The organism is Mucilaginibacter sp. (assembly GCF_039925265.1).
Taxonomy (GTDB): domain Bacteria; phylum Bacteroidota; class Bacteroidia; order Sphingobacteriales; family Sphingobacteriaceae; genus Mucilaginibacter.
This window is the reverse complement of sequence record NZ_JBDSZG010000011.1, coordinates 47,085-71,565: the sequence shown is the minus strand read 5'-3', so window position 1 is coordinate 71,565 and position 24,481 is coordinate 47,085. Positions and strand designations below refer to the sequence as shown.

Sequence of the window (24,481 nt, the reverse complement as noted above, 5' to 3'; positions counted from 1 at the left end):
GGAAAAAACATCCTTTCCCGGTGATCTTTTAGCAACCTCTTATCTTTTGACTGGCCCCTTTTGCAGCGGAATCACTGGTCCCTTTTGTAGCGGAATCACTGGTATACTATGGAGCGGAATATCCAGGGAATCATAGAATGGCTTTTTTTGTTAATTATCATCATATTTGGTTACAAACAATACCAAAAACAGGAATACTGGCTTGACCGGAAAATTGCCGGATTGATCAGACTGATCAAATCAAAGTTATCCTAAAAGATTGCTTTAAGGATCTTAAAAAATAAAATTGTAAATTAACTTATAAGTGAATATCTTTGCATTAGAAGTTTGGGATGATGAAGGAAAAAAGTGTACGTTTTATACGGTACGCTGGGAAGATGCAGCGGACAATGAAACTGACAAGTTCTTTAATAAGTATGATGCTATCCTGGAATTGAAACTGGCTACACAGCAGCTGTTGAGTTTTGTGCTGGATAGCGTAGGTGATGACCACGGGGCGGTTGACGCTTTGTTCAACCGTCCGGAGAATGAGGTTACGGGTTTGCCGAATACCGGCAAGGTAAAAATACAGCAATTGCTATTTGCTTATCCCAACTTTCCGCTCCGTCTTTACGCTTTGAGGGTCAACAACCGTAATGATATCGTGGTACTGTTCAATGGCGGCATAAAATCTGCATGGACAAACCAGGAAAGCAAGGACATCCATTTTAAATGGATAGAAGCCTGCCGGTTTGCAAAACGCATAGAAGAAGCGTTAAGGGATGGTGAAATCATCATAGATGGAGATAACAGGCGGATGCTGTCCGCAGCTAATGACGGAGAAATACTATTATAAATTACAAGCTAATGAGAAGTAAAGTTGCACAAAGGATACAGGATGAAACGCCAGAAGAGGTGCGCATTTTTGTACGGCAGTATACCGATATTGTAGTCAGGATCAATGAACTGCTCCAGGAAAAGGGTTACACACAAAAAGACCTGGCAGTAAAAATGAATAAAAAGCCTTCCGAGATCAATAAGTGGCTGAAAGGGAACCATAACCTGACCCTTAAAACACTGGCTAAACTGGAAGCAGAACTGGGGGCACCGTTGATCTATACATCGCGTGAACTCTCCCACGTTTAATACGGACATTTTTTTATATAAATGATATGATGCAGGAAGTTTTTAATGAACATTACCTTATCGGTAATGACACGTTCAAAGTCGTATTTCTAATCAAAGAAGGAGATAAACTGGATGGCGGCATGATGCCCTATCATGTTTTTGAAATACAAAAGTTACCGGAGAGCCTGAAGTACCTTTTCCATAAAGGAGAAGTTGGATTTGGTGGAAAATACGGTTTGATAAAGGCTGATCCCAAACAGGAGCTCACCTGGTCAGCGCATGTGCATAGGGAACTCATCAATAAAATATCCCATCAGAAGATTCCGTCCAGCTTCTACGAAAAACCCGAATTACAGTCCCGTTTTATAGATTAAGAATTAATTTCAAGAATCCGCGCCGAGACGAGAATTCTTTTTAATCTCGAAAATTTAACTATTTTTATCCCGATGAAAGCTATCGCATTGTTTTTCAGTATCTACATGACCATCCTGGCATTAATGCCAGGATGGGACAGGCAGGATAATGCAGCTTTAACCAATGCGCAAACGACCGTTCAGCGAAATCATTCCTGTAATAACCAGGGCAGCCAGGAAACCTGTTCACCCTTTTGTACATGCTCTTGCTGTTCTACTGTTCGTGCTTTACAATCTACCATTACATTAGTATATAATATGCACCAGGTAACTAATACCTATGCTACATACTGCACTCCTGCTATCCAACAAATGAGCCTTTCTATTTGGCAGCCTCCTCAATTAAGTTAAATCCAATTGCCGTCAGGGCAATTTTTGAACGAACGTAAAATCGTTTGCTGAAATTTTCATGGTTTAACTTTATTATCATTTCATGTTTGAAAAGATCATTTCATTCTCTATAAAGAATAAAGTGGTTGTCGGTATCTTGACCCTGCTACTCGTAGCCTGCGGTATATACTCGGCAGTCACCCTCCCGCTTGATGCGCAGCCTGATATAACCAATAACCAGGTACAGCTCATCACGCAGGCCCCAAGCTTAGGAGCACAAGAAGTCGAACAATTTATTACCGCGCCGATAGAACTGGCGATGGCCAACATTCCCAATATCGTTGAGAAGCGGTCGATTTCCCGTTCCGGTATATCTGTGATCACTCTGGTTTTCAAAGACGAGACAGACATTTATTGGGCGAGACAACAGGTCAGCCAACAATTGAAAGAAGCGGAAAACATTATTCCGCAAGGTTTGGGAGAGCCGACTTTAGCACCGATCACTACGGGCTTAGGTGAAATTTACCAATACGTGATCCATACCAAAAAGGGATACGAAAACAAGTACACCCCCACCGACCTGCGTACTTTACAAGACTGGCTGGTACGCACCCAACTGGCCGGAACGCCCGGTGTAGCCGAAGTTAGCGGCTGGGGTGGTTATGTCAAGCAATACGAGGTCGCGTTGGATAACGACAAGCTGAACGCTTTAGGTATCACCATCCCTGAAATTTTTACCGCGCTGGAAAAAAACAACGAAAACACAGGAGGTTCTTACATCGAGCAGCGAAGCAACGCTTATTTTATCCGTGGCGAAGGCCAGGTAAAATCATTGGACGATATCAAAAAGGTCGTTGTCAAAAATATGGGCGGCAATCCCATACTTATCCGGGATGTCGCAACCGTGCAATTTGGCAGTGCGACCCGCTACGGCGCGGTCACCCGGAATGGTGAGGGTGAAGTAGTTGCCGGGATCACCCTGATGCTGAAAGGCGAAAACTTTAATACGGTTATTAAAAGCGTTAAAGAACGCATGGCGCAAATTAGAAAATCACTGCCCGAAGGCGTAGTTATTGAACCATTTATTGACCGTACCGAACTCGTAGGCCGTGCCATCGGCACGGTGGAGCGCAACCTCATGGAAGGCGCTTTGATCGTGATCTTCATTTTGGTATTATTCTTAGGTAACTGGCGGGCAGGTTTAGTGGTTGCCTCGGTGATACCTTTAGCCATGCTATTCGCTTTCACGATGATGCGACTATTCGGTGTTTCGGGTAACCTCATGAGTTTAGGGGCTATTGACTTCGGTTTGATCGTTGATGGCGCGGTTATTATCGTGGAAAGTGTGATCCATCACCTCACCACCGGTAATTATGCGAAAGAAGGTGTTTTAAAACTATCCAAAGAACAAATGGACGATGAGGTTAAGGATAGTGCAGGTAAGTTGATGAAATCAGCCGCTTTCGGACAGATCATTATCCTGATCGTGTACCTGCCTTTACTATCACTGGTGGGAATTGAAGGGAAAATGTTCAGGCCAATGGCTGAAACGGTAGTCTTCGCAATCATGGGTGCGTTTCTGTTATCGCTTACTTATGTACCAATGGCCAGTGCTTTATTTCTGAATAAAGATACTACTCATAAAAGGAATATTTCCGACCGTCTGATAGACTTTTTGCAACGGGTCTATCATCGGGCATTGGTCAGAATTTTAAAGGTCAAGGTCATTACGGTAGTTATTGTATTTATCCTGTTCGGAGTAGCGATCTGGGCATTTAGCCGCATGGGCGGTGAATTTATCCCTACACTCGAAGAGGGCGATCTGACCGTGGAAATTTCCATGATGCAGGGTACATCGTTATCGGAAGTTGTAAAGACATTCGGCAAAGCAGAAAAAATATTAAAAGATAAATTTCCGGAACTTAAACAGGCTGTTACCCGTATCGGCAGTTCGGAGATACCGACCGACCCGATGCCGATGGAAAAGGGTGATATGATGCTGGCTATGAAACCCAAAGCAGAATGGACATCGGCCAAAAGCAAGGAAGAAATGATCGCAAAAATGGAAGATGCGCTGTCGGTTATTCCGGGCATCAATGTAGAGATCACCCAGCCCATGCAAATGCGTTTCAATGAACTCATGACGGGCATCCGGCAGGATGTGGCCATTAAAATTTATGGCGATGACCTCGACATTCTCGCATCACAAGCGGATCAGATCGCTAAAATCATCAAACCAGTTAAAGGGGTCAGTGAACCTTATGTAGAGAAAGTGAGCGGCTTGCCACAAATAGCGGTTACTTATAACCGGGATAAAATGGCACAGTACGGGCTGAACATTAGCGACCTCAATATGATCCTGCGTACTGCATTTGCAGGAAATGTGGCAGGTGTGGTTTTTGAAGGTGAAAAACGCTTTGATATGGTAGTAAGGTTACAGCGGGACTTAAGGGAAAATATCTCCGGCGTTCAAAACCTGTTGATCCCTTTACCATCGGGCAATAAAGTGCCATTAAGCCAGGTGGCAGATGTTATTTTTAAAGAAGCCCCGGCACAGGTATCCCGCGAAGATGGCAAACGCCGCATCTATGTGGGCTTCAATGTAATTGGGCGGGACATTCAAACCACGGTTGAGGAAATACAACAAAAACTGGATAAGAACCTGAAATTACCGACTGGTTATTATATGACCTACGGCGGGCAGTTTCAGAATTTACAGGCCGCTAAGGCTCGGTTATCCATTGCCGTTCCCGCTGCTTTATTGTTAATCCTTATTTTATTGTATGCTACTTTCCGTTCTGTAAAAGAAAGTCTGCTGATCTTCACCGCAGTTCCATTAGCGGCTATCGGCGGGGTTGCCGCTTTACTGTTAAGGGGTATGCCATTCAGTATCTCAGCGGGCGTTGGCTTTATTGCTTTGTTCGGTGTCGCTGTACTAAACGGCATCGTACTGATCGGCTATTTTAACCAGTTAAAAGATGAAGGAATGGATAATATCTATGAGCGGGTGTTGGAAGGCACGAGAGTAAGGCTTCGCCCGGTTTTAATGACGGCCTCTGTTGCCTCGCTCGGTTTCCTGCCAATGGCATTATCCGCAAGTGCAGGAGCAGAAGTCCAAAGGCCATTAGCCACCGTAGTGATCGGCGGCCTGATAACGGCTACATTCTTAACGCTGTTTGTATTGCCTTGTTTATATATCCTGTTTTCCGGAAAAGAGGCGAAAAAGTCCAAATTACCTAAAGCCTTAATTATCGCATTTTTGGCAGGAGCATTTTCACTGCTTGGAACAAATACAAGTTCGGCGCAAAGCACACCGCCGCTTTCTTTGGATAGTGCAATTGGCGTCGCGGTTCGTAATAACCTGCAATTAAAAGCGACCGGATTGAACACTACAAAAGCACGGGTTTTGCAGAAAACAGCCTTTGACCTGCCGAAATCGGAGATCATGCTGACGCAAGATCCAACCAGCGGGGGCAATATTGATAATGCCATTGGTATCACCCAAAGTTTTGCCTGGCCTGGCTTGTACAGCAATCAAAAAAAATTATTGACCCAACAAACCTTGCTTGCCGAAAGATCAGGTAACATGACCAAAAACGAAGTTATCCGTAATGTTAAAACCGCTTATTATAATTATTTGCAAGGCAAGGAAACGCTTTATATACTGGCTTACCAGGACAGTATTTATAGTAATTTCATCAAAAAGGCAGAGGTGCGTTTTAAAACTGGCGAAACGTCCAATTTGGAACTGATCAACGCACGGAATAAATATCAGGAAGTTCAGGCCTTAAAGATTGCCGCCGAGGCAGACCTACAAACGGCCGCATTAAGCTTGCAGCAATTATTAAATACCAGGGAACCGATCCGGTTAGCAGATAGCAGACTAACTGCCATAACCATTTCAGCCAGTGATACCCTAATGGTTGCCGCAAATCCGCAAGTAATTTTTGACCGCCAGCAAATTACGGTAGCAGATGCGCGTATTAAAGTAGAAAAATCTAAAGCCCTGCCTGATTTCCGTTTAGGTTATAACCAGCAATTATTGATCGGCGCATTCAACCCCGCAGGAATCGACCGTAGTTACTTTCCGGGGACACGGATAGCCGGCATCCAGTTCGGCGTAGGTATTCCACTATTCAGTGGTGGCACCAACCGGGCAAGAGTAAAAAGCGAGCAGATCGAAAGTCAGATCGCACAGACCAATTACCAATATACGCAAACGGTGATCAGGGTTCAATATCAACAAGAACTGGTGCAATACCGGAAATACAAACAGGTGGTAAATTATTATTTAACGGGAGGTTTAAATCAGGCTGATGAACAATTACGTATCGCGCAGGTTTCGTTTAACCTCGGAGAGATCGGCTACATGGAATATGTGACCAATATTTCAGCCGCAGTGCAAAGCAAACTCAATTACCTCGAAATGGTAAGCCGTTTAAACCGATCCGCTATACAATTACAATACTTAAAAGGAGAATAACAGATGAACTATCCAACATATAAAAAGCTATTAACGCCGCTGATCGGTTTATTAGTCCTCAGCACTACATTGCTATCCTGCTCAGGCGGTAATCCGACCAAAGAAAAGGATACAAAAGAAACAGTTAAAGAAGAACCGAAAAAGAACACCAATGGTATTATTGAATTGACCTCTGAACAAATGCAGGCGGTCGGTATCACGGTTGGCCTTATCGAGCAAAAAAACCTGAACGCTGTTGTGAAAGCTAATGGCCAGTTAGCCGTGCCGCCACAAAACATGGCGAATATCAGCATCCTGTCCGGTGGTATTATCCGCAACATCAAAGTTGTCGAAGGCCAGCAAGTACACAAGGGCCAAGTCTTAGCTACCATTGAAAATCAGGAATTGATAAAGATCCAGCAGGATTATTTGGCGGCTAAGAATAATTTTACTTACGTGGAGGCAGAATACCAGCGGCAGACACAGTTACAGGCGGCGGGTGCAGGAACCGGTAAATCATTCCAGTCTGCACAGGCTACTTATAATGCTGAACAAGCCCGGATCAAAGCCTACGAGACACAACTACGCCAGTTAGGTGTTATGGCCGGTCAGATTTCAGGCGGCAACATCGTTTCTTCATTCCCGCTTATTTCTCCCATCGGGGGAACAGTAGGAACGATCAAAGCGACGACCGGCTCATTTGTACAACCAGGTACAGCTGTAATGGAAGTAGTTGACAATTCAAAGATCCATTGTGACCTGATCGTCTTTGAAAAAGATCTGGGTAAAGTAATGCCTGGCCAGCAGGTTAATTTTGAATTAACCAATCAAAACAACCAACAGATCAAAGGCAGGATCAGCGGTATCAATAAATCCTTTGAAAATGAGAGCAAGGGAGTTATCGTACATGCCGTGATCGAAAATCCGGCCAAACATAACCTGATCCCCGGTATGTATGTGACCGCACTGATCAGCGTTGGCACGGAGAACCTTCCGGCTGTACCGCTTGAAGCTGTGATCAGCACGGAAGGCAAGCAGTACATCTACGTGGTTGTCAATGTCAAAGAGGATAAAGGCGAAAAAGGTAAAGAAAACACCCTGCATTTCAAAAAAAGCGAAGTAGGTACCGGGGTTTCGGAATTAGGTTATATCAACATTAAGCCATTGAGCGATTTACCGCCTACTACACAGATCGTAACCAAAGGCGCTTTTTACCTGCAATCTAAAGCGGCAGGCAGTTCCGATGAAGAATAATGCAACTATGAAAGAATTAGAAAGCCATCTGCTCGAAAAAGAGATCAATCCAACCGCTATGCGTTTGGTTGTCCTGGACTACCTCCTCAAACAAAATAACGCGGTCAGTTTGACGGATATGGAATTGGGAATGGAAAAAACAGACCGGGTAACCCTGTACCGGAGCATTAAAACATTTGAGGAACATGGCCTGGTTCACCGTATTGATGACGGGACAGGAATTACCAAGTTTGCCCTTTGCCAGCCAGCGTGTACTATAGACGGGCACCACGACCTGCATGTTCACTTTTATTGCGTGAACTGTGAAGAAACCCATTGCCTGCCAAAAACACAAATACCTGAAGTGAGGTTACCGGCGGGTTATGAAAGACAGGAAACCAGTTTGCTGGTCAAAGGAGTTTGCTCGGAATGCCGAAAATAAATGCACTACGATTGCAGGTGTTACCTGCCTATCTTTGAAGAAGATCGTTATGAGTGAAGAAAAATTTGAAGGGTACGATGATGAATTGAAAGACCTTCGGCCCAAAGTAAAACAAAAGGCGCTCGAACTGGCCTCTGGTTATGTTCATGAGGGCTTGGAAGCAAGCACCGCTGTAAAGAAAGCAATTGCAGAAGCGGAACTTTGGTTTTTAGATTCAGAAGGTTGATCAATTAAACTGCCACATGAAAGACAAAAAAGGAAACAACGAAAAAGAGATAGACGCTCAACAGGATAAGCGTGTAGAGAACAATAAAAGGGACGTTCATATAAACTCGATTAGCGATGCCGATAAAGAGCAGAAAGACGATGAGGACGAAGAAACACTTGACCTGACCAAACCCGCTGAAGAAGAAGCTGGCTGGACAAGTCACTGGCCATTGTTATCGGCATTTACGATTCTCCTTATTATGCTTACGCTGGAATTCGGCTTTAAATACCAGCCGCCGTTTCCGTTTAACCTTGTAATTTTTTCCGTAGCCTTCTTGTTGGCCGGATATAATGTATTGGGAATGGCTTTCCGCAAAGCGAAACACTTTGATTTTTTCAACGAGTTTTTCTTAATGAGCGTAGCCACGGTTGGTGCATTCTCTATTGGTTCTTACAGTGAAGGTGTCGCGGTAATGGTATTTTATTCCATCGGCGAATGGTTCCAGGACGCAGCCGTTAATAAAGCCAAGAAGAGTATTAAAGCCTTATTGGATATTCGTCCTAACGAAGTAACGGTGATCCGGGATGGCAAAACATCGGTGATCGATCCCAAAGACATTAAAATTGACGAGATCATACAAGTAAAAGCAGGTGAAAAGGTCGCGCTTGATGGCGAACTTTATTCGGAATCAGCCACGTTTAATACGGCCGCACTAACAGGTGAAAGCAAGCCAGACACCAAAAGAAAAGGTGAAACCGTGTTGGCCGGGATGATCAATTTGGATAAGGTTTCCGAAGTTCAGGTCAAGGCTTTATTCAAAGACAGCAAGCTGAGCAAGATCCTGGAAATGGTGCAGGATGCTACAGCCCGTAAATCTCAAACGCAACTTTTCATCAGCCGCTTTGCCAAGATCTATACGCCTATCGTTTTTGCGCTTGCGTTGCTGGTTTGCTTTGCACCTTACTTTTTTGTTGATCCTTATGATTTTCACCAATGGTTCTACCGTTCGTTAGTATTCCTGGTGATCAGCTGCCCCTGCGCATTGGTGGTATCCATACCGTTGGGTTACTTTGGCGGGATTGGTTTAGCATCCCGGAACGGCATCCTCTTTAAAGGTTCCAATTTCCTGGATGTGATGACGAAGATCGATACGGTCATTATGGATAAGACCGGCACTTTGACCAAAGGTGTTTTTAAAGTTCAGGAAGTAGTAGCCAAAGATATTGATGAAAAGGAACTGATAAGGATCATTGCTGCAATTGAACAAAACTCTACGCACCCGATCGCTAAAGCGGTGGTCACCCATGCAGGGGAATCATTAGGGGAATTAAAGGCAAAAGATGTGCAAGAAATTTCCGGTCATGGTTTAAAAGGAACGGTTGATGGAAAAACTATTCTGGCTGGTAATGTCAAGCTGCTTAAAAAGTTCAATATTGCTTATCCGTCTGAAATAGATAAGTTGGTAGATACTATTGTGATAATCGCCGTTAATGATCAGTATGCGGGTTATATCACCATAGCGGACGAACTTAAAGAAGATGCTAAGGAAGCTATAGCGAAAATGCATAGCCTGAAATTACAAACTGTGATGTTATCAGGTGATAAACAAGCCGTGGTAGATAAGGTGGCTAAAGCCCTGGGCATAGATAAAGCTTACGGCGATCTTTTACCTGATGGCAAAGTCGAAAAGGTACAGGAGTTCAAAAATGCTGGTTCGCGTATCGCTTTTGTAGGCGATGGTGTCAATGATGCACCGGTGGTTGCCTTAGCCAATGCAGGTATAGCGATGGGTGGTTTGGGCAGCGATGCTACCATTGAAACTGCCGACATCGTTATCCAAAATGACCAGCCTTCAAAAATAACGACAGCTATCAAAATCGGAAAGATCACGAACCGGATCGTTTGGCAAAATATCACTATTGCGATGGTAGTGAAAGTTATTGTTTTAGTACTTGGTGCTGGTGGCATAGCTAATTTATGGGAAGCGGTGATCGCTGATGTGGGGGTTGCGTTGCTGGCTATATTAAATGCAGTGCGAATACAGAAAATGAAATTGGATGACTGAGCCGACATAATATGGGAAGGACATTAATAATATTGCCTGCTTTGTTGTGGCTTAGCTTTGTTTGTAAGGCACAGACGAGAATTAAAGCAGTAGAGGCCGGTCAGCATATTGGCGATAGCGTGATGGTTAGGGAAAAGGTAATCGATCATTTTATGACACCAAATCATGGGATCATGATATTATATACGGGTAGTACGCGGAATTTTTTAACCATCGTGTTGAAATCAGACGACCTGGTTAAATATAAGATGGAAGCAGACCCTATCTATTATAGCAAAAAAATCGCAGTAACAGGCATAGTTGAAAACATCGACGATAATCCATGTATTGTGATCAAAACGCCGGGCCAAATTAAAATATTGAGGTAAAACTTAAATGGTAAAGCAATGACAGTAGAAATTGATGATTGCGAGATTTTAAGTAAGTTCCAAAATGGTAGCACCAGGAAAGAGGCTTTTAACAACCTGTTGAAAAAATACCAGCAAAAGGTTTACTGGCATGTTCGCCGTATGGTAATTAACCATAATGATGCGGACGACTTGGTTCAAGATGTGTTTATTAAAGTTTGGAAAGCCCTACCGGGTTTTCGGCAGGATGCGAGACTATATACGTGGTTATATCGTATTGCTACCAATGAGTGTATTACCTTTCTCAATAAAAAGAAACAACGCAATAATATTTCTATTGATGAGGTGGATGCGGAATTGTCTGGCTCGTTAACCGCCGCAAGTTATTTTTACGGCGATAAGGCAGCCCTAAAATTACAACAGGCCATTTTGACCCTGCCCGATAAACAGCGGCTCGTATTCAATATGAAATATTACGATGATTTGAAATACGACGAAATGTCGGAGATATTAGGCACGAGCACAGGAGCCTTAAAAGCCTCTTTTCACCTGGCCTTAAAGAAAATCCAAACTTTTTACTCCAAAATGATTAATAACCAAATCAGCAACATTCTATTATAATTTAACCAAATGGGACACGATCATCACCACGACCACGCCGTAAAGCTGGAAAACGTCAATACGGCCTTCATTGTAGGCATCATTCTTAACTTTTTATTTGTAGTCATAGAGGTAGTGGTGGGTATTTCCATCCATTCGCTCTCCCTGCTTTCCGACGCGGGCCACAACCTCGGCGATGTGGGCGCATTAGCTTTGTCGCTATTGGCATTCAGACTATTGAAGGTAAAAGCCAATAAAGATCATTCCTATGGTTATCGCAAAGCTTCCATATTAGCATCATTGTTTAACGCGATGATCTTACTGATTTCTATTGGTGTAATTTTTTACGAAGCGGTTCGCCATATTATGCACCCTGAACCATTACCCGGACTTACGGTTTCAATTGTTGCAGGAATTGGAATTGTTATCAATACCGTAACCGGTTTGATGTTCATGAAAGACAAGGAAAAGGATATAAACGTGAAAGCGGCTTACCTACACTTGATGTCAGATGCAGTGGTATCTTTAGGAATCGTAATTGCTGGTATAATTATATACTTTACCCATTTCTACCTGATAGATAGTATTTTAAGCATCGTTATCGCAGGCGTGATACTTGTTTCGACATGGAATTTATTGAAAACCAGCATGCGTTTATCCCTCGATGGCATTCCAGAAGATATTCATATGGCAGCTGTAGAAAAGGAGTTTTTAAAAGTACCGGGTGTAAACGGCGTGCATCACATCCATATTTGGGCAATCAGTACAGTAGAAAACGCCATGACCGCGCATGTGGTCTTGGCAGACAATGCGACCCATGATCAAATAGCAAAAATCAAACACGAACTGAAACATGCCATGGAACGCATGAAAATACAGCATTTGACCCTTGAAACGGAAACAGAGAGCGAACATTGTAAAGAAGTCAAATGTTAAAATAAATGCAAAGCAGAAGTATTAATTTCCTGCTTTACGTTTTAATTTTGCGTGATCATTTCATGATGTGAGGGGCAAGCTTCGGCACATGCAATGCACGAGGTTGCACAGTCTTTACAGTGTTGGGCTTCGTGTTTGCCACATTCATCCGCACACATGCGGCAAATTTATTCACAAATTAAGAGAATCTGATGACCTATCTCGGAGCCTTTTTTCAATAAGCTGCGCAATTTTCACGGGGTACCTACTTCAGTAATTGTTTCTCATGATGCATAGTTTACTCATTAACCGATTCAACGTCATGTTGGGTCGGATTATGAGACGCACGAAATTAGATTACTACCATCTTTAGCTCTGCCAAAGAATATGATTATCTTCTAAAGGCACCGCAATATTTTCATAACACGGAAGGACCCGAGCAGTATCATCACCCGCAGGCCTTGTGGTTATTACTTTTACTTCATAGTTATTGCATTGATCGGTAATAGTGCCCTTAACCGGTTTCATTACAGTGATTTCGGGCGCGGCCCCGTTAATGCCATCCGCATAGAGTTGTAATGACACTGACGTTTCATTTATGCCATTGAGCGATACCTGGAGTTGAAAACGATAGCCGCCCGGTATGTTTTCTGTTTTTACTTCGCCAAATTTGATGTCGCCCCATTTGTTTAAAATTTCATGTTGAATCCCGGTTATTTTCATCCCTGAAACGCCTTTTTTTGCTGCACGTTTAGTGTAATTAACTGCGCCGGGCAGATAATACTTCTCAGTATACTCACGGACAGTTCGGTTCGCTGAAAATGCGGGCGTTAAGGTTGCCATACTTTTCCGCATCCGTTCGACCCAACTAACAGGTATCCCGTTTTAATCGCGGTTATAAAATTGGGGTATTACCTGCTGCTCCAGCAAATTGTAGAATTCATTGGCTTCTTCCGCATCCCAGGCAGGGTCGTCACCATGTTCGTGTCCATCGCCTAGTGCCCAGCCGACTTCAGGGGTAAACGCTTCGGCCCACCATCAATCCAATTCAGATAAATTAATACCTCCGTTAACCAAAACCTTCATCCCACTTGTCCCGCAGGCCTCCCATGGCCGTCGTGGTGTATTTAACCATACATCAACTCCTTTAACCAAGTGTTGTGTTAACGCCATATCGTAGTCGCTTAGGAAAACCACATGTTTATGCAAGTTGTTCCTTTGAATAAATTGTACCCATTTACGGATCAAGTTCTTTCCTGCTTCGTCGAACGGCGGTGACTTACCGGCGATAACCAGTTTTACCGGATGTTCAAGATTAGTTAGCAACCTTATAAAACGTTCTTCGTTATGCAAAAGCAAATCGGGTCTTTTATAAGGAACAAAACGGCGCGCGAACCCTATTGTTAGTACATTGGGGTCAAAAACACTTTTTGCGACTTCCATAAGCTCCGGAGACTGGCCCGAAACGGATAATTGTCTGACGTATTTTTTGCGTGTATATTCAACAAGGTTATTCCGTGAGCTATTACGCATTTGCCAGAGTGATTCATCAGAAGTATTATAAATGTCCTGTTCCAGCGTTGTTAAATCGCCTCTCCAGCGGTCTTTACCACCAGCGTTTGACCATACCGTATCGGCGATTGCCGAGTCCCAACTTGGCATGTGAACACCATTGGTTACCGAACCAACCGGCACATCGTTTGTGGGCCAGCGCGGAAACAAGGGTTCAAACAAATGACGGCTCACCTGTCCGTGTTTAACGCCAACCCATTTCAAGAAATTCAAAGAAAACCGCCAACTTGGCCTGGTAAATCCTTAACTATGAAGTTTTAGCGATAACTCACTTTAGTTAATACGCAGGGCGATTACAACATGTTTAAATTTCTAAAACTTGGTATCTCGCTAAAATAATATTGAAAAAGGCTATATGAACAAAAGCTATGATGGAAGCTGTTTCTTTCAGAGTTTATAGCAAGGAATCCAAAGAAATTCAGACAGGAGATAAATTAAAATATCATTGATTTTGCCCAACTTTTATAAACATATATTACATACATGGAAACCGAATCTGAAAACTACTTATCAAGCACAAAAAAGTAGTTTCGTTATTATAAATTTATAGGCGACCGCGCCACTGTACAGCTAACGGAAGTACAAATGCACTGGTGCTATAACCATGAATCGAACAGGATCATATTGGGCAGATAGTTTATCTCGCTAAAATTGTATCCGCAGAAAAATGGAATTCGCTCACCACCCTAACGGGAAATCAAAAGATTTTACACAGGACTGTTGAGGGAAGAGTTAATAGCTGACGGCGAGGAAAGAATTAAGAATTAAGATAGAAAAGACGATAGTTACTGTGAACTATGAACTCAAAACGGTTACGAACCATCAACTATGAACTATTTAAACTTAAACACGATGTCCATGTTTTCGTTATCGTATGTGCTTACGTTCATGTCGGTAATGATGCCTGTTTTTATACTGTATACCCAGCCGTGAACGCCGAGCCTTTGCCCGTTTTTCCAGGCATTTTGAACTATTGATGTTTTACATAGGTTGTAAACGTTTTCAATCACGTTATATTCAACCAGTTTATCGCAACGCTCATTTATATCTTTAATTGTCTCCAGCTTGCGCTCGTGGAGACGATAAACATCTTTTATATGTCTCAGCCAGTTATCAATTAAGCCGTATTGTTGGTTGGTAATGGCAGCCATCACACCACCGCAGCCGTAGTGTCCTGTAACTACCACGTGTTTTACCTTTAATACATTCACCGCATAATCTAAGACTGAGAGCATGTTCATATCCGAATGCACTACCAAGTTGGCGATGTTACGGTGCACAAATATTTCACCCGGGGGCATGTTGGTGATCTGGTTGGCGGGTACGCAACTATCTGCACAACCTATCCACAGCAAGGGCGGCGATTGGCCGCCTGCCAGCTTTTCGAAGTATTGGGGATCCGCATCAAGTGCATTCTGCACGAACTGTTTGTTGCTTTCAAGCAGGCTGTTGTATAATTCGTCGGTAGCTGGCTCAAAATTATCGTCGGGAGGGCACATGTATGGTCAGGGAATGTTTAAATTACGATGGCAAAAAATAAAGATAAATGTAAATTGCTTTAACGCTAATGTTAACGTCTTGTAATTAAAATTGTTCTACCAGCGCTCTTCCCTTTGAATAACAAAACCTTGATGGCTGATTTCTGCCAACAGAAATATCGAAAACATTGGCATACTGCATGTGCTGACGATTTATATATAAACCTTTTAATAATCGATGAGCTTTTGCAAAAAGTCGGAAGGTATTGTTCGCAATCCATCAAAGATTTCCGCATAAACAAGAACACCAAATCAGCATTTTAAGATTTCAAGCGATTTCGTGGATTAAAAAAACAAAAAGAACCGGTAAAATAATAACGGTCATGATACCCTCATATAAAAAGTTTGATCCGAGGAACCTGTTACCAAAAAAGCAAGCAACATGCCAATGCGCCACTTTAAACAGCAAGAATTATAAATATTAGAGTCATCTTACTGGCATCATTTAATTCCTCCACCATAGATAAAATAGCTAAAGAACAGCAGCCGCAGATTGGTGTGGACAATATTAAAGCGCTAAGAGCCTTTAGGGTTATGATTTATGTTGATATATAAAATGATTATAACGTCATTGGACGGATTCTAATCTTATCAGATTCCTAAAGATTGCTGTAATATGTAAATTTTGTCAGCAAATTGGGTATAATAGTCAATATTTTATAAAATTTAAGCAGAATCATATAAGAGCCGGCCTGCCCTTTTGTAGTAATTTTGTAGTATATAAAAATAGTTCATGCAAAATACACAAACGCTTATATTCCCGGTTACCGGCATGACTTGCGCAAGCTGCGCGGCAAGTGTAGAATCAATGATCGGCGCACAAAAGGGCGTTGATAAAGCAGAAGTGAATTACGCCAGCCAGTCTGTTAAAGTAGCCTTTCATCCAGATATCATACAGCCAGCTGCTTTTCAAAAAGCAGTACAGTCCGTAGGTTATGACCTGATCTTAGATACGGAGAACGGGAAGCTATTACAAGAAGAGGCTCAGCGAAGCAGCTACCAGTTATTAAAAACTAAAATTACTTGGGCCGGTATTTTGACGGTTCCCGTTGTGCTGATCGGTATGTTCTGGATGGAGTTACCGTACGCCAATTATATCATGATGGCCTTAACTGCCCCGGTCCTGTTTTTATTTGGCCGCAATTTCTTTATCGGTGCCTGGAAACAGGCCGGTCATGGAAAGGCAAATATGGATACGCTTGTCGCGCTCTCTACCGGTATTGCTTTTTTATTCAGTGTATTTAATACGCTAGATCCTGGTTTTTGGCATAGTAGGGGTTTGCATCCACATGTATATTTTGAGGCTGCTGCCGTGGTGATCGTTTTTATTATGCTTGGGAAGTTGCTGGAAGAACGGGCGAAATCCAACACCTCGTCGGCCATCAAAAAACTGATAGGCTTACAACCTAAAACGGTGCAATTAATTACTACCGAAGGGGAAAGGGAGACTGCTATATCAGATGTGCAGATCGGTGATCAGATATTGGTACGTTCTGGTGAAAAGATTCCGGTTGACGGATTGTTGTACGAAGGCAATTCATTTGTTGACGAAAGTATGATCTCGGGCGAGCCGGTCGCTGTAGAAAAAAAAGCAGGCAGCCCCGTTTTTGCGGGCACTATCAATCAAAAAGGCAGTTTTCGGTTTACCGCTGAAAAAGTAGGAGGCGGTACACTGCTGGCACAGATCATCCAAATGGTACAGGATGCCCAAGGTTCAAAAGCACCAGTACAAAAACTGGTAGATAAAATAGCGGGCATATTTGTTCCTGTGGTTATAGGTATCGCTATAGTTACCTTTGCGATCTGGCAAATATTCGGCGGCCAATATGCGTTTACACAGGGTTTGCTTGCAATGGTGACCGTATTGGTGATCGCCTGCCCTTGTGCTTTAGGTTTAGCAACGCCAACAGCCATTATGGTTGGTATGGGCAAGGGTGCTGAAAACGGGATCCTGATCAAAGACGCCGAGGCGCTGGAATTAGGGCATAAAGTAAACGCCATTATCTTAGATAAAACCGGGACGATCACTGAAGGTAAACCGGTAGTGACTGATCTGTTTTGGTCAGAAAGCATTGTAGACAAAGACACTTTGCAAGTGATATTCGCGGAAATGGAAAAACAATCTGAACACCCTTTGGCGGATGCTATTGTCACTTATCTGCAAAAAGGCACCAGCATACCTTTGCGTATATCCAGCTTCGAAAGTTTAACAGGACTTGGTGTAGAGGCTAAATATGAGGGAAACCTTTACCAGGCAGGTAGCCATAAATTGGTTGACGAAAGGAAATTGAGTACACCTGCTGACTTGCAAACTCGTATCGAAGGATTGCTGGCACAAGCCAAAACGGTGATTTATTTTGGTAACCAAAAAGAAGTGCTGGCCATTGCAGCTATCACAGACCGAATTAAAGAAAACTCAGCTAAAGCTGTAGCAGCATTAAAAAGTCAGGGCATTGAAGTTTATATGCTGACCGGCGATAATAGCGTAACCGCCGCCGCTATCGCTAAACAAGCGGGAATAGACCATTACCAGGCAGATGTACTGCCATCCGGGAAAGCGGATTTTGTAAAAGCATTACAGGCAAAAGGTAAAACGGTTGCCATGATCGGCGATGGTATCAATGACAGCCAGGCATTGGCCCAGGCAGATGTTTCTATCGCGATGGGTAAAGGTTCTGATATTGCGATGGATGTGGCCAAGATGACTTTAGTGTCATCTGATCTTTTACAGGTACCCAAAGCTTTAAAATTTTCTAAACTGACCGTCCAAACTATCAGGCAAAACCTTTTCTGGGCATTCATTTATAACCTGATCGGTATTCCTTTGGCGGCAGGAATCCTTTATCCAATCAACGGTTTTTTATTAAACCCAATGATCGCTGGAGCAGCAATGGCATTAAGTTCAGTTTCAGTGGTCAGTAACAGCCTGCGGCTGAAACTCGCAAAACTCAATTAATAAATTTAAAATAATTCAAAAATAGAAATCATGGAAACTTTAAAATTCAAAACAAATATCAACTGCGGCGGCTGCATAGCTAACGTTACCCCAACTTTAAACAACTTAAAAGGTGTAAAACAATGGAAAGTAGATACCGCTGATCCCAATAAGATCTTATCTATCGAGGCTGAAGACGGCCTGACAACTACAGAGGTGATAAACACACTTAAAAACAAGGGCTATAATGCCCAAGCAGTTTAATTAAAACAACAAAGCCTGAATAATTCAGGCTTTGTTGTTTTAATGATTTGGCAATATTACATTTTCATGGTTGAATCACTTTTCATCTTCATCCCTTTCATTTTCATGCTTTTCATTTTCATGCCTTTGATCACTTTGCCGTTCATGTCAACACAATAGCCGTTTTTCATCATCATGGTTTTGCCGTTTTTCATCTTAACCATACCGCTGGACATCACCATAGTACCGTTCTGCATGGTCATGTCTTTATCCATAGCCATCATTTTACCGTCGTGCATCATCATCATTTTGCCGTCTTTCATCATACAGCCGTCTTTCATTTTCATACTGCTCGTTTGTGCCATGGCACTAAAACTTAAAACAATAGCAGTTAGGGCAATCAATACTTTTTTCATCTTCTCTGATCTTTAATTATGGTGTCATTATACGACAAATAGACCATGTTAAAGTTTTAGTTATAATTTATAAGTTTTTAATTATCAATATTTTATAGCGTTTCAAAATTAGTCACTTTAATTGTGACCAATATCACCTTTCATGCTGACGATGGTCATGCCTGATCGATCATATTCAGGATACTTTTACGAAATAACAAAACACTTAAAATAAAATCATGATGTATAACGATGGCTTTTGGGGAATGAACATGATATGGTGGTTCCTTTGGGTCGTAATGATATTTTGGATCTTCGCTACGCCTTACGATATCCCCGGACAGCGGAAAAGGAAAACCTCATCGCTTGATCTGTTACAAAATCGCTTTGCTTCTAGTGAGATCACAAAAGAGGAATACCAGGATCATAAGAAAATTTTAGAAAGCAATTCACTCAAATAAAAAACACAACTTATTAATACTTCAAGATCATGAAAAAAATCGGCCTGTTATCTTTTTTAATATTAACGGTTTGCACATTGTTCTCCGTTAACGCATCCGCCCAAAAGGCGAAAGATTCAACCAAGTACACATTTATTTCTATTGACGGTAAAGGGGGCATCCATAACCATGCCGGCACCAAACTGGGTTATATTACCAAAGACAACGTTGTCAAAAATAACCAGAGGGAGACCCTATATTCCATTGACAAAGTTGGTACCGTGGTTGATGCCAAAGGTCATAAACTGGGATTTGCTAAAAATAACGGAGATTATGTTAACAATGCTGGCGAAACCGTGCTCCAACTCAAGAACACTGATGCGGAAAAATGTGAAATATTGGATCCTGTAGGACATAGCTGGGGATATGTCCACAAAAATTACAAACTACACGCATGTGCCGCGCATTGCTTTTTTCTACAAAAGGCAAAAGACAAAGCCGAAAAAGAAAAAAAAGCAAACTAATCAAGCATCCAATTCAAGCTGTTAAACATAAGCCTGGAATTTTTCAGGCTTATTGTTTTTTTAACAGTTGCTAAGCTACACGATATCCCGGATAGGTTTGACGCAGAAACTTAAAGCTAATAATAATGACGTTGCAGGAGAGGAATAGCTGTAACAGGTTTAGAAATAAGAATAATTATTATGATTGAAAAGTTAATCAGTTTTTCGCTTCGTAACCGATATTTAGTCATAACAATTGCCAGCGGATTGTTTATTTGGGGTTGGTTCTCTATACAGAGAAACCCTGTTGATGCGATCCCTGATCTATCGGAAAACCAGGTGATTGTTTCTACCGAATGGATGGGAAGAAGCCCGCAACTAATAGAAGACCAGGTGACTTACCCTTTAGTTTCCAATTTTCAAGGTATTCCTAAAATAAAAAATATACGCGGCACATCCATGTTCGGAATGAGTTTCGTGTATATCGTGTTTGATGATAATGTAGATTTATATTGGGCAAGGACAAGGGTATTTGAGCGGCTGAATTATGCGCAGCGCCTGCTACCCCAGGGTGTGACACCATCATTAGGCCCCGATGGGACAGGGGTTGGCCATGTTTTCTGGTATACCCTTGATGCAAAGAAAATGCCTTTAGGGGATCAGCGCGCCTTGCAGGATTGGTATATTAAATTTGCACTCCAAACAGTTCCGGGGGTATCAGAAGTCGCTTCTTTCGGCGGCTTTGAAAAACAATACCAACTGATCGTAGACCCTGTAAAGTTGCAATACTATAATGTATCGCTAATGGATGTAATGAATAAGGTTCGGGCCAATAATAATGATGTGGGCGGAAGGAAGTTCGAGATGAGTGATATGTCTTATATCATTCGGGGTTTGGGTTATGTAAAAAGCATTGCGGACCTGCAAAGCATTGCAGTTGGGAATTACAATGGCATTCCGGTTCGGGTAAAAGATGTTGCAAGCGTCCAGATGGGAGGTGATTTACGATTAGGAATTGTAGATCAAAATGGCACAGGCGAAGTTGTGGGTGGTATTGTAGTAATGAGATATGGCGAGAATGCGGACCAGGTTATTAAAGCGGTAAAAATTAAAATGGCTGACGTGCAGAAAGGTTTGCCGGATGGCGTAACTTTTAAAACGGCATATGATAGAAGTACATTAATTGAAGCGACCTTAAAAACGATAAAGGGTAAGCTTTTAGAAGAAATTATTATGGTTTGCCTTGTTGTACTCATATTTCTGTTTCATTGGCGAAGCGCGCTTAGTATTATTATTCAACTGCCTATAACAATTGCAATAAGTTTTATTCTATTGGATGCCTTCGGTTTATCGTCTAACCTGATGTCGCTTACCGGTATCGCATTAGCAATCGGGGTCGTGGTTGATAATGGTATTATCATGTCGGAAAACTCCTACCGGAATCTATCGGTTTGGCAAAACAAACCGGAAGATGAACACAAATAAATTATATGGCAATCAAATGATTGTACCTAATTAACAATGACAGGATGTTTAACAAGAAAACAAAACCAAAAGCAGATAAAAAAAAGGGATATCGTATTATACCGGAAGATATTAGGAAAGCTATAATTGAAAGTTCTTCCAAACAGGTATCCCGTGGTGTTTTTTTTTCAACGATCATCATTATCAGTTCATTCCTACCTGTTTTTTTACTTACCGGACAGGAGGGGAAATTATTTGGTCCGTTAGCATGGACAAAATCATTTATCTTAATTGTAGATGCCATTTTGGTGGTTACACTCGCCCCTGTGCTTATTTCATTCTTTATGAAAGGTCGGTTTCTTCCGGATAACGCAAACCCGGTCAATCGCTTTTTGGAAAAATTATATGAGCCGCTAATCCGTTCTTGCCTTAAATGGAGAAAAACAACGATTGCCATAAATTTTGTAGCCCTGATAATTGGCGGAATTATGATCATCCGTTTGGGTTCGGAATTTATGCCGCCGTTAGACGAGGGCTCTTTGCTATTTATGCCGGTATTGATGCCCGATGTTTCAAATTCAGAGGTAAAAAGGATTTTACAGGTACAGGACGCGATCATTAAAACTGTACCGGAAGTAGCAAATGTGTTAGGAAAGGCAGGCAGGGCGAATACAGCCACAGATAACTCGCCTATAAGCATGGTAGAAACCATAGTATTATTAAAACCTCAATCTCAGTGGCGCAAAGGATTGACAAAGGACATGATCATTGATGAGCTAAATTCAAAATTGCAGATACCGGGAGTTACCAATGGCTGGACGCAACCTATCATTAACCGTATTAATATGCTTTCAACGGGCATTCGGACCGATGTGGGCATAAAGGTGTATGGACAAAATCTGGATACGATTTATGCATTTGCCCAAAAAATCAAGAAACAACTGGACGGGATACCAGGCATTAAGGACTTGTATGTAGAACCGATAACCGGGGGCAAGTATATTGATATTATTGCTAAACGCGATGAGATCGGTCGCTACGGGTTGAGCATTGACGATGTTAACGCGGTTGTAGAAAGCGCTTTGGGCGGAATGAATTTAACGACAACCATTGAGGGACGGCAGCGCTTTTCGGTCAATGCAAGATTTGGCCAGGACTTTAGAAATAATTTAGGGGCTCTGAAACACTTACAGGTACAGACCATGAATTTTGGGCCGGTCCCGCTGGAAGCTGTGGCTGATATAAAAATAACCGAGGGGCCGCCCATGATCAATTCAGAAAATGCCATGCTTCGTGGTACCGTGCTGTTTAATGTAAGGGAAAGGGATTTGGCCAGTACAGTACAGGCAGCAAAAGATAAATTGGATAAATCACTTTCAAAAATGCCCAAGGGGTATTTTATGGACTGGAGCGGGCAGTATGAAAATTTGGTACGCAGTGAAAAAACCTTAAAAATGATCATGCCTGTAGTGATATTGATTATTTTCTTTTGTATGTACTTGGCGTTTAAGTCTGCAAGGGAAGCGTTGATAAGCCTTATATCCATCCCATTTGCTTTGATCGGCGGTGCCTTTATCGTGTATTTTTGGGGCGTAAACCTCTCGGTGGCTGTTGCTGTTGGTTTTATAGCCTTATTCGGCCTTGCCGTAGAAACTAATATCGTTATGGTAATCTATCTCAACGACGCCATGCAGCAATTAGTGGCGTTAAAAGGTAACTCAAGCGAAACCATTACAAAGGAAGACCTGAAGGAATATGTCATTTTAGGGGCAGCCAAAAGATTACGGCCTAAATTAATGACCGTCTGCGTTTCGCTTTTTGGCCTTGTCCCGATCCTTTGGAGTACCGGTGTTGGGAGCGATGTAATGATTCCTATTGTATTGCCCATGATCGGCGGCGTGTTAACATCATCTACCTATGTCCTTTTGGTTACCCCGCTTACTTTTTTAATGACCAAAGAATATGAGTTGCGAAAAAATAAGAAAATCGACGTAATCGAAATAAAACATTAAACCATGAAAAGTAAATTATTAATTATCGCTTTATTCATGGCTTATACCACTGTGAAAGCACAGCAAATAAAACTCGATAGCATTTTGAATGAAATTCAAAGGGTAAACCCGCAAATGAAAATGTACGATGCTGATATCCGCTCGATGGATGAAGATGCCAAAGGGGCTAAGAGCTGGATGCCTCCCGAAGTCGGCGCTGGCTTTTTTATGACGCCGTATGACACTAAAATGTGGAAGGCCGGTGGTATGGGGAACCCGGGTATGGGACAATTTATGATCTCTGCCCAACAAATGTTCCCAAACCGGAGCCGGCTAAACGCGGAATCAAATTACATGCAAGCCATGTCTTCGGTGGAAAAGGAGAAAAAAAGCTATTCGCTTAACGAATTGAACGCCGAGGCGAAAAAGGATTTTTATGGCTGGATAATGGACAAAAGGAAGTTGAAAATCCTGGTACAGGATGGAAAACTGCTCCAATTCATGATTGAAAATGCCGAATTGCGTTATAAGAACGGCATGGAAAAGATCAGCGCTTATTACAAGGCAAAGGCAGCATTAGGCAAGGTGCAAAACATGACGGTTATGCTTGAAAGTGAGATCAGTCAGAATCGGATTGTGCTTAATGCGCTAATGTACAGGGATAAACAACAGCCATTGGAGATTGATACGGAATATGTGATCAAAGACTATTCGGGCATAGCGCTCGACAGCGGCACTTTTGTCAACGTGCGCAGTGACATTAAAGCGATTGAAAGAGGCATTCAACTAAATGACTTGCAGCGCAAGCTGGAGAGAACAAAATTAAAACCTGAGTTCGGTATTAAATATGATCACATGATCGCTTTTGGTAATCTCCCGCTGCGCTTTTCATTAATGGCAATGGTTAAAATCCCAATCGCGCCATGGTCTTCCAAAATGTACAAAGCCAAAATTGAAAGTTATAAATGGAAAGGCGAAGCGCTTAGCCTGCAAAGACTAATGGTGATCAACGAAGCTCAGGGGATGACTGCTTCGATGCTGACTGATTTTATAGCTAAGAAAAGGCAGGTGAAATTATATGAAGACAATATCATCCCAGCCCTAAAAAGGAACTACCAAACCATGCAGTTAGGCTATCAGCAGAATACCGAAGAAATGTTTATGCTTTTTGATGCATGGGAAACATTAAATATGACACAGCTGGAATACATTGACCAGTTGCGCCAGTTATTGATCATGCAGAGTGAACTGGAAAGATTATTGGAGATAAAAAAATAG

The 24,481-nt window shown here is 42.2% G+C and carries 23 protein-coding genes; 19 read left to right on the top strand and 4 right to left on the bottom strand.

All coding sequences use genetic code 11. The annotated features are described in order from the left end of the window. Positions 1 to 304 precede the first annotated feature (304 nt). The 12 genes from ABIX36_RS04625 (at position 305) to ABIX36_RS04570 (ending at position 12,143) form a co-directional block, all read left to right on the top strand. Positions 305 to 835, top strand: a complete 531-nt coding sequence (locus ABIX36_RS04625) for a hypothetical protein (RefSeq protein WP_348080992.1) — start codon at positions 305 to 307, stop codon at positions 833 to 835. Between the two features lie 11 nt (positions 836 to 846). Continuing rightward, positions 847 to 1,125, top strand: a complete 279-nt coding sequence (locus ABIX36_RS04620; RefSeq protein WP_348080991.1) for a helix-turn-helix transcriptional regulator — start codon at positions 847 to 849, stop codon at positions 1,123 to 1,125. Positions 1,126 to 1,151: 26 nt separating this feature from the next. Beyond that, positions 1,152 to 1,481, top strand: a complete 330-nt coding sequence (locus tag ABIX36_RS04615; RefSeq protein WP_348080990.1) for a hypothetical protein — start codon at positions 1,152 to 1,154, stop codon at positions 1,479 to 1,481. 72 nt (positions 1,482 to 1,553) lie between these two features. Next, positions 1,554 to 1,871: a DUF6660 family protein gene (locus tag ABIX36_RS04610; RefSeq protein ID WP_348080989.1), complete on the top strand. Its 318-nt coding sequence runs from the start codon at positions 1,554 to 1,556 to the stop codon at positions 1,869 to 1,871. 82 nt (positions 1,872 to 1,953) lie between these two features. Next, a complete protein-coding gene (locus tag ABIX36_RS04605; protein ID WP_348080988.1) occupies positions 1,954 to 6,333 on the top strand; it encodes a CusA/CzcA family heavy metal efflux RND transporter in 4,380 nt (1,459 codons plus the stop codon). Between the two features lie 3 nt (positions 6,334 to 6,336). Then, on the top strand, positions 6,337 to 7,566 hold the full coding sequence (locus ABIX36_RS04600; RefSeq protein WP_348080987.1) for an efflux RND transporter periplasmic adaptor subunit: 1,230 nt from the start codon (positions 6,337 to 6,339) through the stop codon (positions 7,564 to 7,566). Next, positions 7,556 to 7,987: a transcriptional repressor gene (locus ABIX36_RS04595; RefSeq protein WP_348080986.1), complete on the top strand. Its 432-nt coding sequence runs from the start codon at positions 7,556 to 7,558 to the stop codon at positions 7,985 to 7,987. Before ABIX36_RS04600 ends, ABIX36_RS04595 begins: the two co-directional genes overlap by 11 nt. Positions 7,988 to 8,021: 34 nt before the next feature. After that, positions 8,022 to 8,213 (top strand): hypothetical protein, encoded by a 192-nt coding sequence (locus ABIX36_RS04590; RefSeq protein WP_348080985.1) that lies wholly within the window; start codon positions 8,022 to 8,024, stop codon positions 8,211 to 8,213. 16 nt (positions 8,214 to 8,229) lie between these two features. Next, positions 8,230 to 10,260, top strand: coding sequence for a heavy metal translocating P-type ATPase (locus tag ABIX36_RS04585; protein WP_348080984.1), 2,031 nt, complete (start codon positions 8,230 to 8,232; stop codon positions 10,258 to 10,260). 11 nt (positions 10,261 to 10,271) lie between these two features. Next, entirely contained in the window at positions 10,272 to 10,628 is a 357-nt protein-coding gene (locus ABIX36_RS04580; protein ID WP_348080983.1) for a hypothetical protein, read from the top strand. Positions 10,629 to 10,646: 18 nt separating this feature from the next. After that, positions 10,647 to 11,228, top strand: a complete 582-nt coding sequence (locus ABIX36_RS04575; protein WP_348080982.1) for an RNA polymerase sigma factor — start codon at positions 10,647 to 10,649, stop codon at positions 11,226 to 11,228. A gap of 9 nt (positions 11,229 to 11,237) precedes the next feature. Next, positions 11,238 to 12,143, top strand: a complete 906-nt coding sequence (locus ABIX36_RS04570; protein ID WP_348080981.1) for a cation diffusion facilitator family transporter — start codon at positions 11,238 to 11,240, stop codon at positions 12,141 to 12,143. 348 nt (positions 12,144 to 12,491) lie between these two features. Here ABIX36_RS04570 and ABIX36_RS04565 read toward each other — a convergent pair whose 3' ends face one another. The 3 genes from ABIX36_RS04565 to can form a co-directional block, all read right to left on the bottom strand. Further along, positions 12,492 to 12,965 (bottom strand): hypothetical protein, encoded by a 474-nt coding sequence (locus tag ABIX36_RS04565; RefSeq protein ID WP_348080980.1) that lies wholly within the window; start codon positions 12,963 to 12,965, stop codon positions 12,492 to 12,494. Positions 12,966 to 13,160: 195 nt separating this feature from the next. Further along, on the bottom strand, positions 13,161 to 13,898 hold the full coding sequence (gene glgP, locus ABIX36_RS04560; protein WP_348080993.1) for an alpha-glucan family phosphorylase: 738 nt from the start codon (positions 13,896 to 13,898) through the stop codon (positions 13,161 to 13,163). Positions 13,899 to 14,527: 629 nt separating this feature from the next. Beyond that, complete coding sequence (can, locus tag ABIX36_RS04555; protein ID WP_348080979.1) at positions 14,528 to 15,193, bottom strand: carbonate dehydratase; 666 nt, start codon at positions 15,191 to 15,193, stop codon at positions 14,528 to 14,530. 772 nt (positions 15,194 to 15,965) lie between these two features. Between can and ABIX36_RS04550 the strand changes: the two genes are divergently transcribed. Both ABIX36_RS04550 and ABIX36_RS04545 read left to right on the top strand, forming a co-directional pair. Beyond that, positions 15,966 to 18,188, top strand: coding sequence for a heavy metal translocating P-type ATPase (locus ABIX36_RS04550; RefSeq protein WP_348080978.1), 2,223 nt, complete (start codon positions 15,966 to 15,968; stop codon positions 18,186 to 18,188). A 30-nt stretch (positions 18,189 to 18,218) separates the two neighbouring features. Further along, a complete protein-coding gene (locus tag ABIX36_RS04545) occupies positions 18,219 to 18,431 on the top strand; it encodes a heavy metal-associated domain-containing protein (RefSeq protein WP_348080977.1) in 213 nt (70 codons plus the stop codon). A gap of 56 nt (positions 18,432 to 18,487) precedes the next feature. Here the strand turns inward: ABIX36_RS04545 and ABIX36_RS04540 are convergent, their stop codons facing one another. Next, positions 18,488 to 18,826, bottom strand: a complete 339-nt coding sequence (locus ABIX36_RS04540; RefSeq protein ID WP_348080976.1) for a DUF6799 domain-containing protein — start codon at positions 18,824 to 18,826, stop codon at positions 18,488 to 18,490. A 218-nt stretch (positions 18,827 to 19,044) separates the two neighbouring features. On the opposite strand from ABIX36_RS04540, the gene ABIX36_RS04535 reads away from it, so the two are divergent. The 5 genes from ABIX36_RS04535 (at position 19,045) to ABIX36_RS04515 (ending at position 24,481) form a co-directional block, all read left to right on the top strand. Next, positions 19,045 to 19,266 carry an SHOCT domain-containing protein gene (locus tag ABIX36_RS04535; protein WP_348080975.1) on the top strand — a complete coding sequence of 74 codons (222 nt, stop codon included), beginning with the start codon at positions 19,045 to 19,047 and terminating at the stop codon, positions 19,264 to 19,266. A 29-nt stretch (positions 19,267 to 19,295) separates the two neighbouring features. Continuing rightward, positions 19,296 to 19,769 (top strand): 5-fold beta-flower protein, encoded by a 474-nt coding sequence (locus ABIX36_RS04530; RefSeq protein WP_348080974.1) that lies wholly within the window; start codon positions 19,296 to 19,298, stop codon positions 19,767 to 19,769. Positions 19,770 to 19,949: 180 nt separating this feature from the next. Further along, complete coding sequence (locus ABIX36_RS04525) at positions 19,950 to 21,233, top strand: efflux RND transporter permease subunit (RefSeq protein ID WP_348080973.1); 1,284 nt, start codon at positions 19,950 to 19,952, stop codon at positions 21,231 to 21,233. Positions 21,234 to 21,277: 44 nt separating this feature from the next. Continuing rightward, the gene (locus ABIX36_RS04520) at positions 21,278 to 23,224 is read left to right on the top strand and encodes an efflux RND transporter permease subunit (RefSeq protein ID WP_348080972.1); all 1,947 of its coding nucleotides are present in this window, start codon (positions 21,278 to 21,280) and stop codon (positions 23,222 to 23,224) included. Between the two features lie 3 nt (positions 23,225 to 23,227). Continuing rightward, positions 23,228 to 24,481 carry a TolC family protein gene (locus tag ABIX36_RS04515; protein WP_348080971.1) on the top strand — a complete coding sequence of 418 codons (1,254 nt, stop codon included), beginning with the start codon at positions 23,228 to 23,230 and terminating at the stop codon, positions 24,479 to 24,481.

What these genes read in the sequence shown, in the direction of transcription:
- ABIX36_RS04620 (WP_348080991.1), top strand. Translation starts at nt 847, where the DNA reads ATGAGAAGTAAAGTTGCACAAAGGATACAGGATGAAACGCCAGAAGAG.
- ABIX36_RS04615 (WP_348080990.1), top strand. Translation starts at nt 1,152, where the DNA reads ATGATGCAGGAAGTTTTTAATGAACATTACCTTATCGGTAATGACACG.
- ABIX36_RS04610 (WP_348080989.1), top strand. Translation starts at nt 1,554, where the DNA reads ATGAAAGCTATCGCATTGTTTTTCAGTATCTACATGACCATCCTGGCA.
- ABIX36_RS04605 (WP_348080988.1), top strand. Translation starts at nt 1,954, where the DNA reads ATGTTTGAAAAGATCATTTCATTCTCTATAAAGAATAAAGTGGTTGTC.
- ABIX36_RS04600 (WP_348080987.1), top strand. Translation starts at nt 6,337, where the DNA reads ATGAACTATCCAACATATAAAAAGCTATTAACGCCGCTGATCGGTTTA.
- ABIX36_RS04595 (WP_348080986.1), top strand. Translation starts at nt 7,556, where the DNA reads ATGAAGAATAATGCAACTATGAAAGAATTAGAAAGCCATCTGCTCGAA.
- ABIX36_RS04585 (WP_348080984.1), top strand. Translation starts at nt 8,230, where the DNA reads ATGAAAGACAAAAAAGGAAACAACGAAAAAGAGATAGACGCTCAACAG.
- ABIX36_RS04580 (WP_348080983.1), top strand. Translation starts at nt 10,272, where the DNA reads ATGGGAAGGACATTAATAATATTGCCTGCTTTGTTGTGGCTTAGCTTT.
- ABIX36_RS04575 (WP_348080982.1), top strand. Translation starts at nt 10,647, where the DNA reads ATGACAGTAGAAATTGATGATTGCGAGATTTTAAGTAAGTTCCAAAAT.
- ABIX36_RS04570 (WP_348080981.1), top strand. Translation starts at nt 11,238, where the DNA reads ATGGGACACGATCATCACCACGACCACGCCGTAAAGCTGGAAAACGTC.
- ABIX36_RS04565 (WP_348080980.1), bottom strand. Translation starts at nt 12,965, where the DNA reads ATGGCAACCTTAACGCCCGCATTTTCAGCGAACCGAACTGTCCGTGAG.
- can (WP_348080979.1), bottom strand. Translation starts at nt 15,193, where the DNA reads ATGTGCCCTCCCGACGATAATTTTGAGCCAGCTACCGACGAATTATAC.
- ABIX36_RS04550 (WP_348080978.1), top strand. Translation starts at nt 15,966, where the DNA reads ATGCAAAATACACAAACGCTTATATTCCCGGTTACCGGCATGACTTGC.
- ABIX36_RS04545 (WP_348080977.1), top strand. Translation starts at nt 18,219, where the DNA reads ATGGAAACTTTAAAATTCAAAACAAATATCAACTGCGGCGGCTGCATA.
- ABIX36_RS04540 (WP_348080976.1), bottom strand. Translation starts at nt 18,826, where the DNA reads ATGAAAAAAGTATTGATTGCCCTAACTGCTATTGTTTTAAGTTTTAGT.
- ABIX36_RS04535 (WP_348080975.1), top strand. Translation starts at nt 19,045, where the DNA reads ATGATGTATAACGATGGCTTTTGGGGAATGAACATGATATGGTGGTTC.
- ABIX36_RS04530 (WP_348080974.1), top strand. Translation starts at nt 19,296, where the DNA reads ATGAAAAAAATCGGCCTGTTATCTTTTTTAATATTAACGGTTTGCACA.
- ABIX36_RS04525 (WP_348080973.1), top strand. Translation starts at nt 19,950, where the DNA reads ATGATTGAAAAGTTAATCAGTTTTTCGCTTCGTAACCGATATTTAGTC.
- ABIX36_RS04520 (WP_348080972.1), top strand. Translation starts at nt 21,278, where the DNA reads ATGTTTAACAAGAAAACAAAACCAAAAGCAGATAAAAAAAAGGGATAT.
- ABIX36_RS04515 (WP_348080971.1), top strand. Translation starts at nt 23,228, where the DNA reads ATGAAAAGTAAATTATTAATTATCGCTTTATTCATGGCTTATACCACT.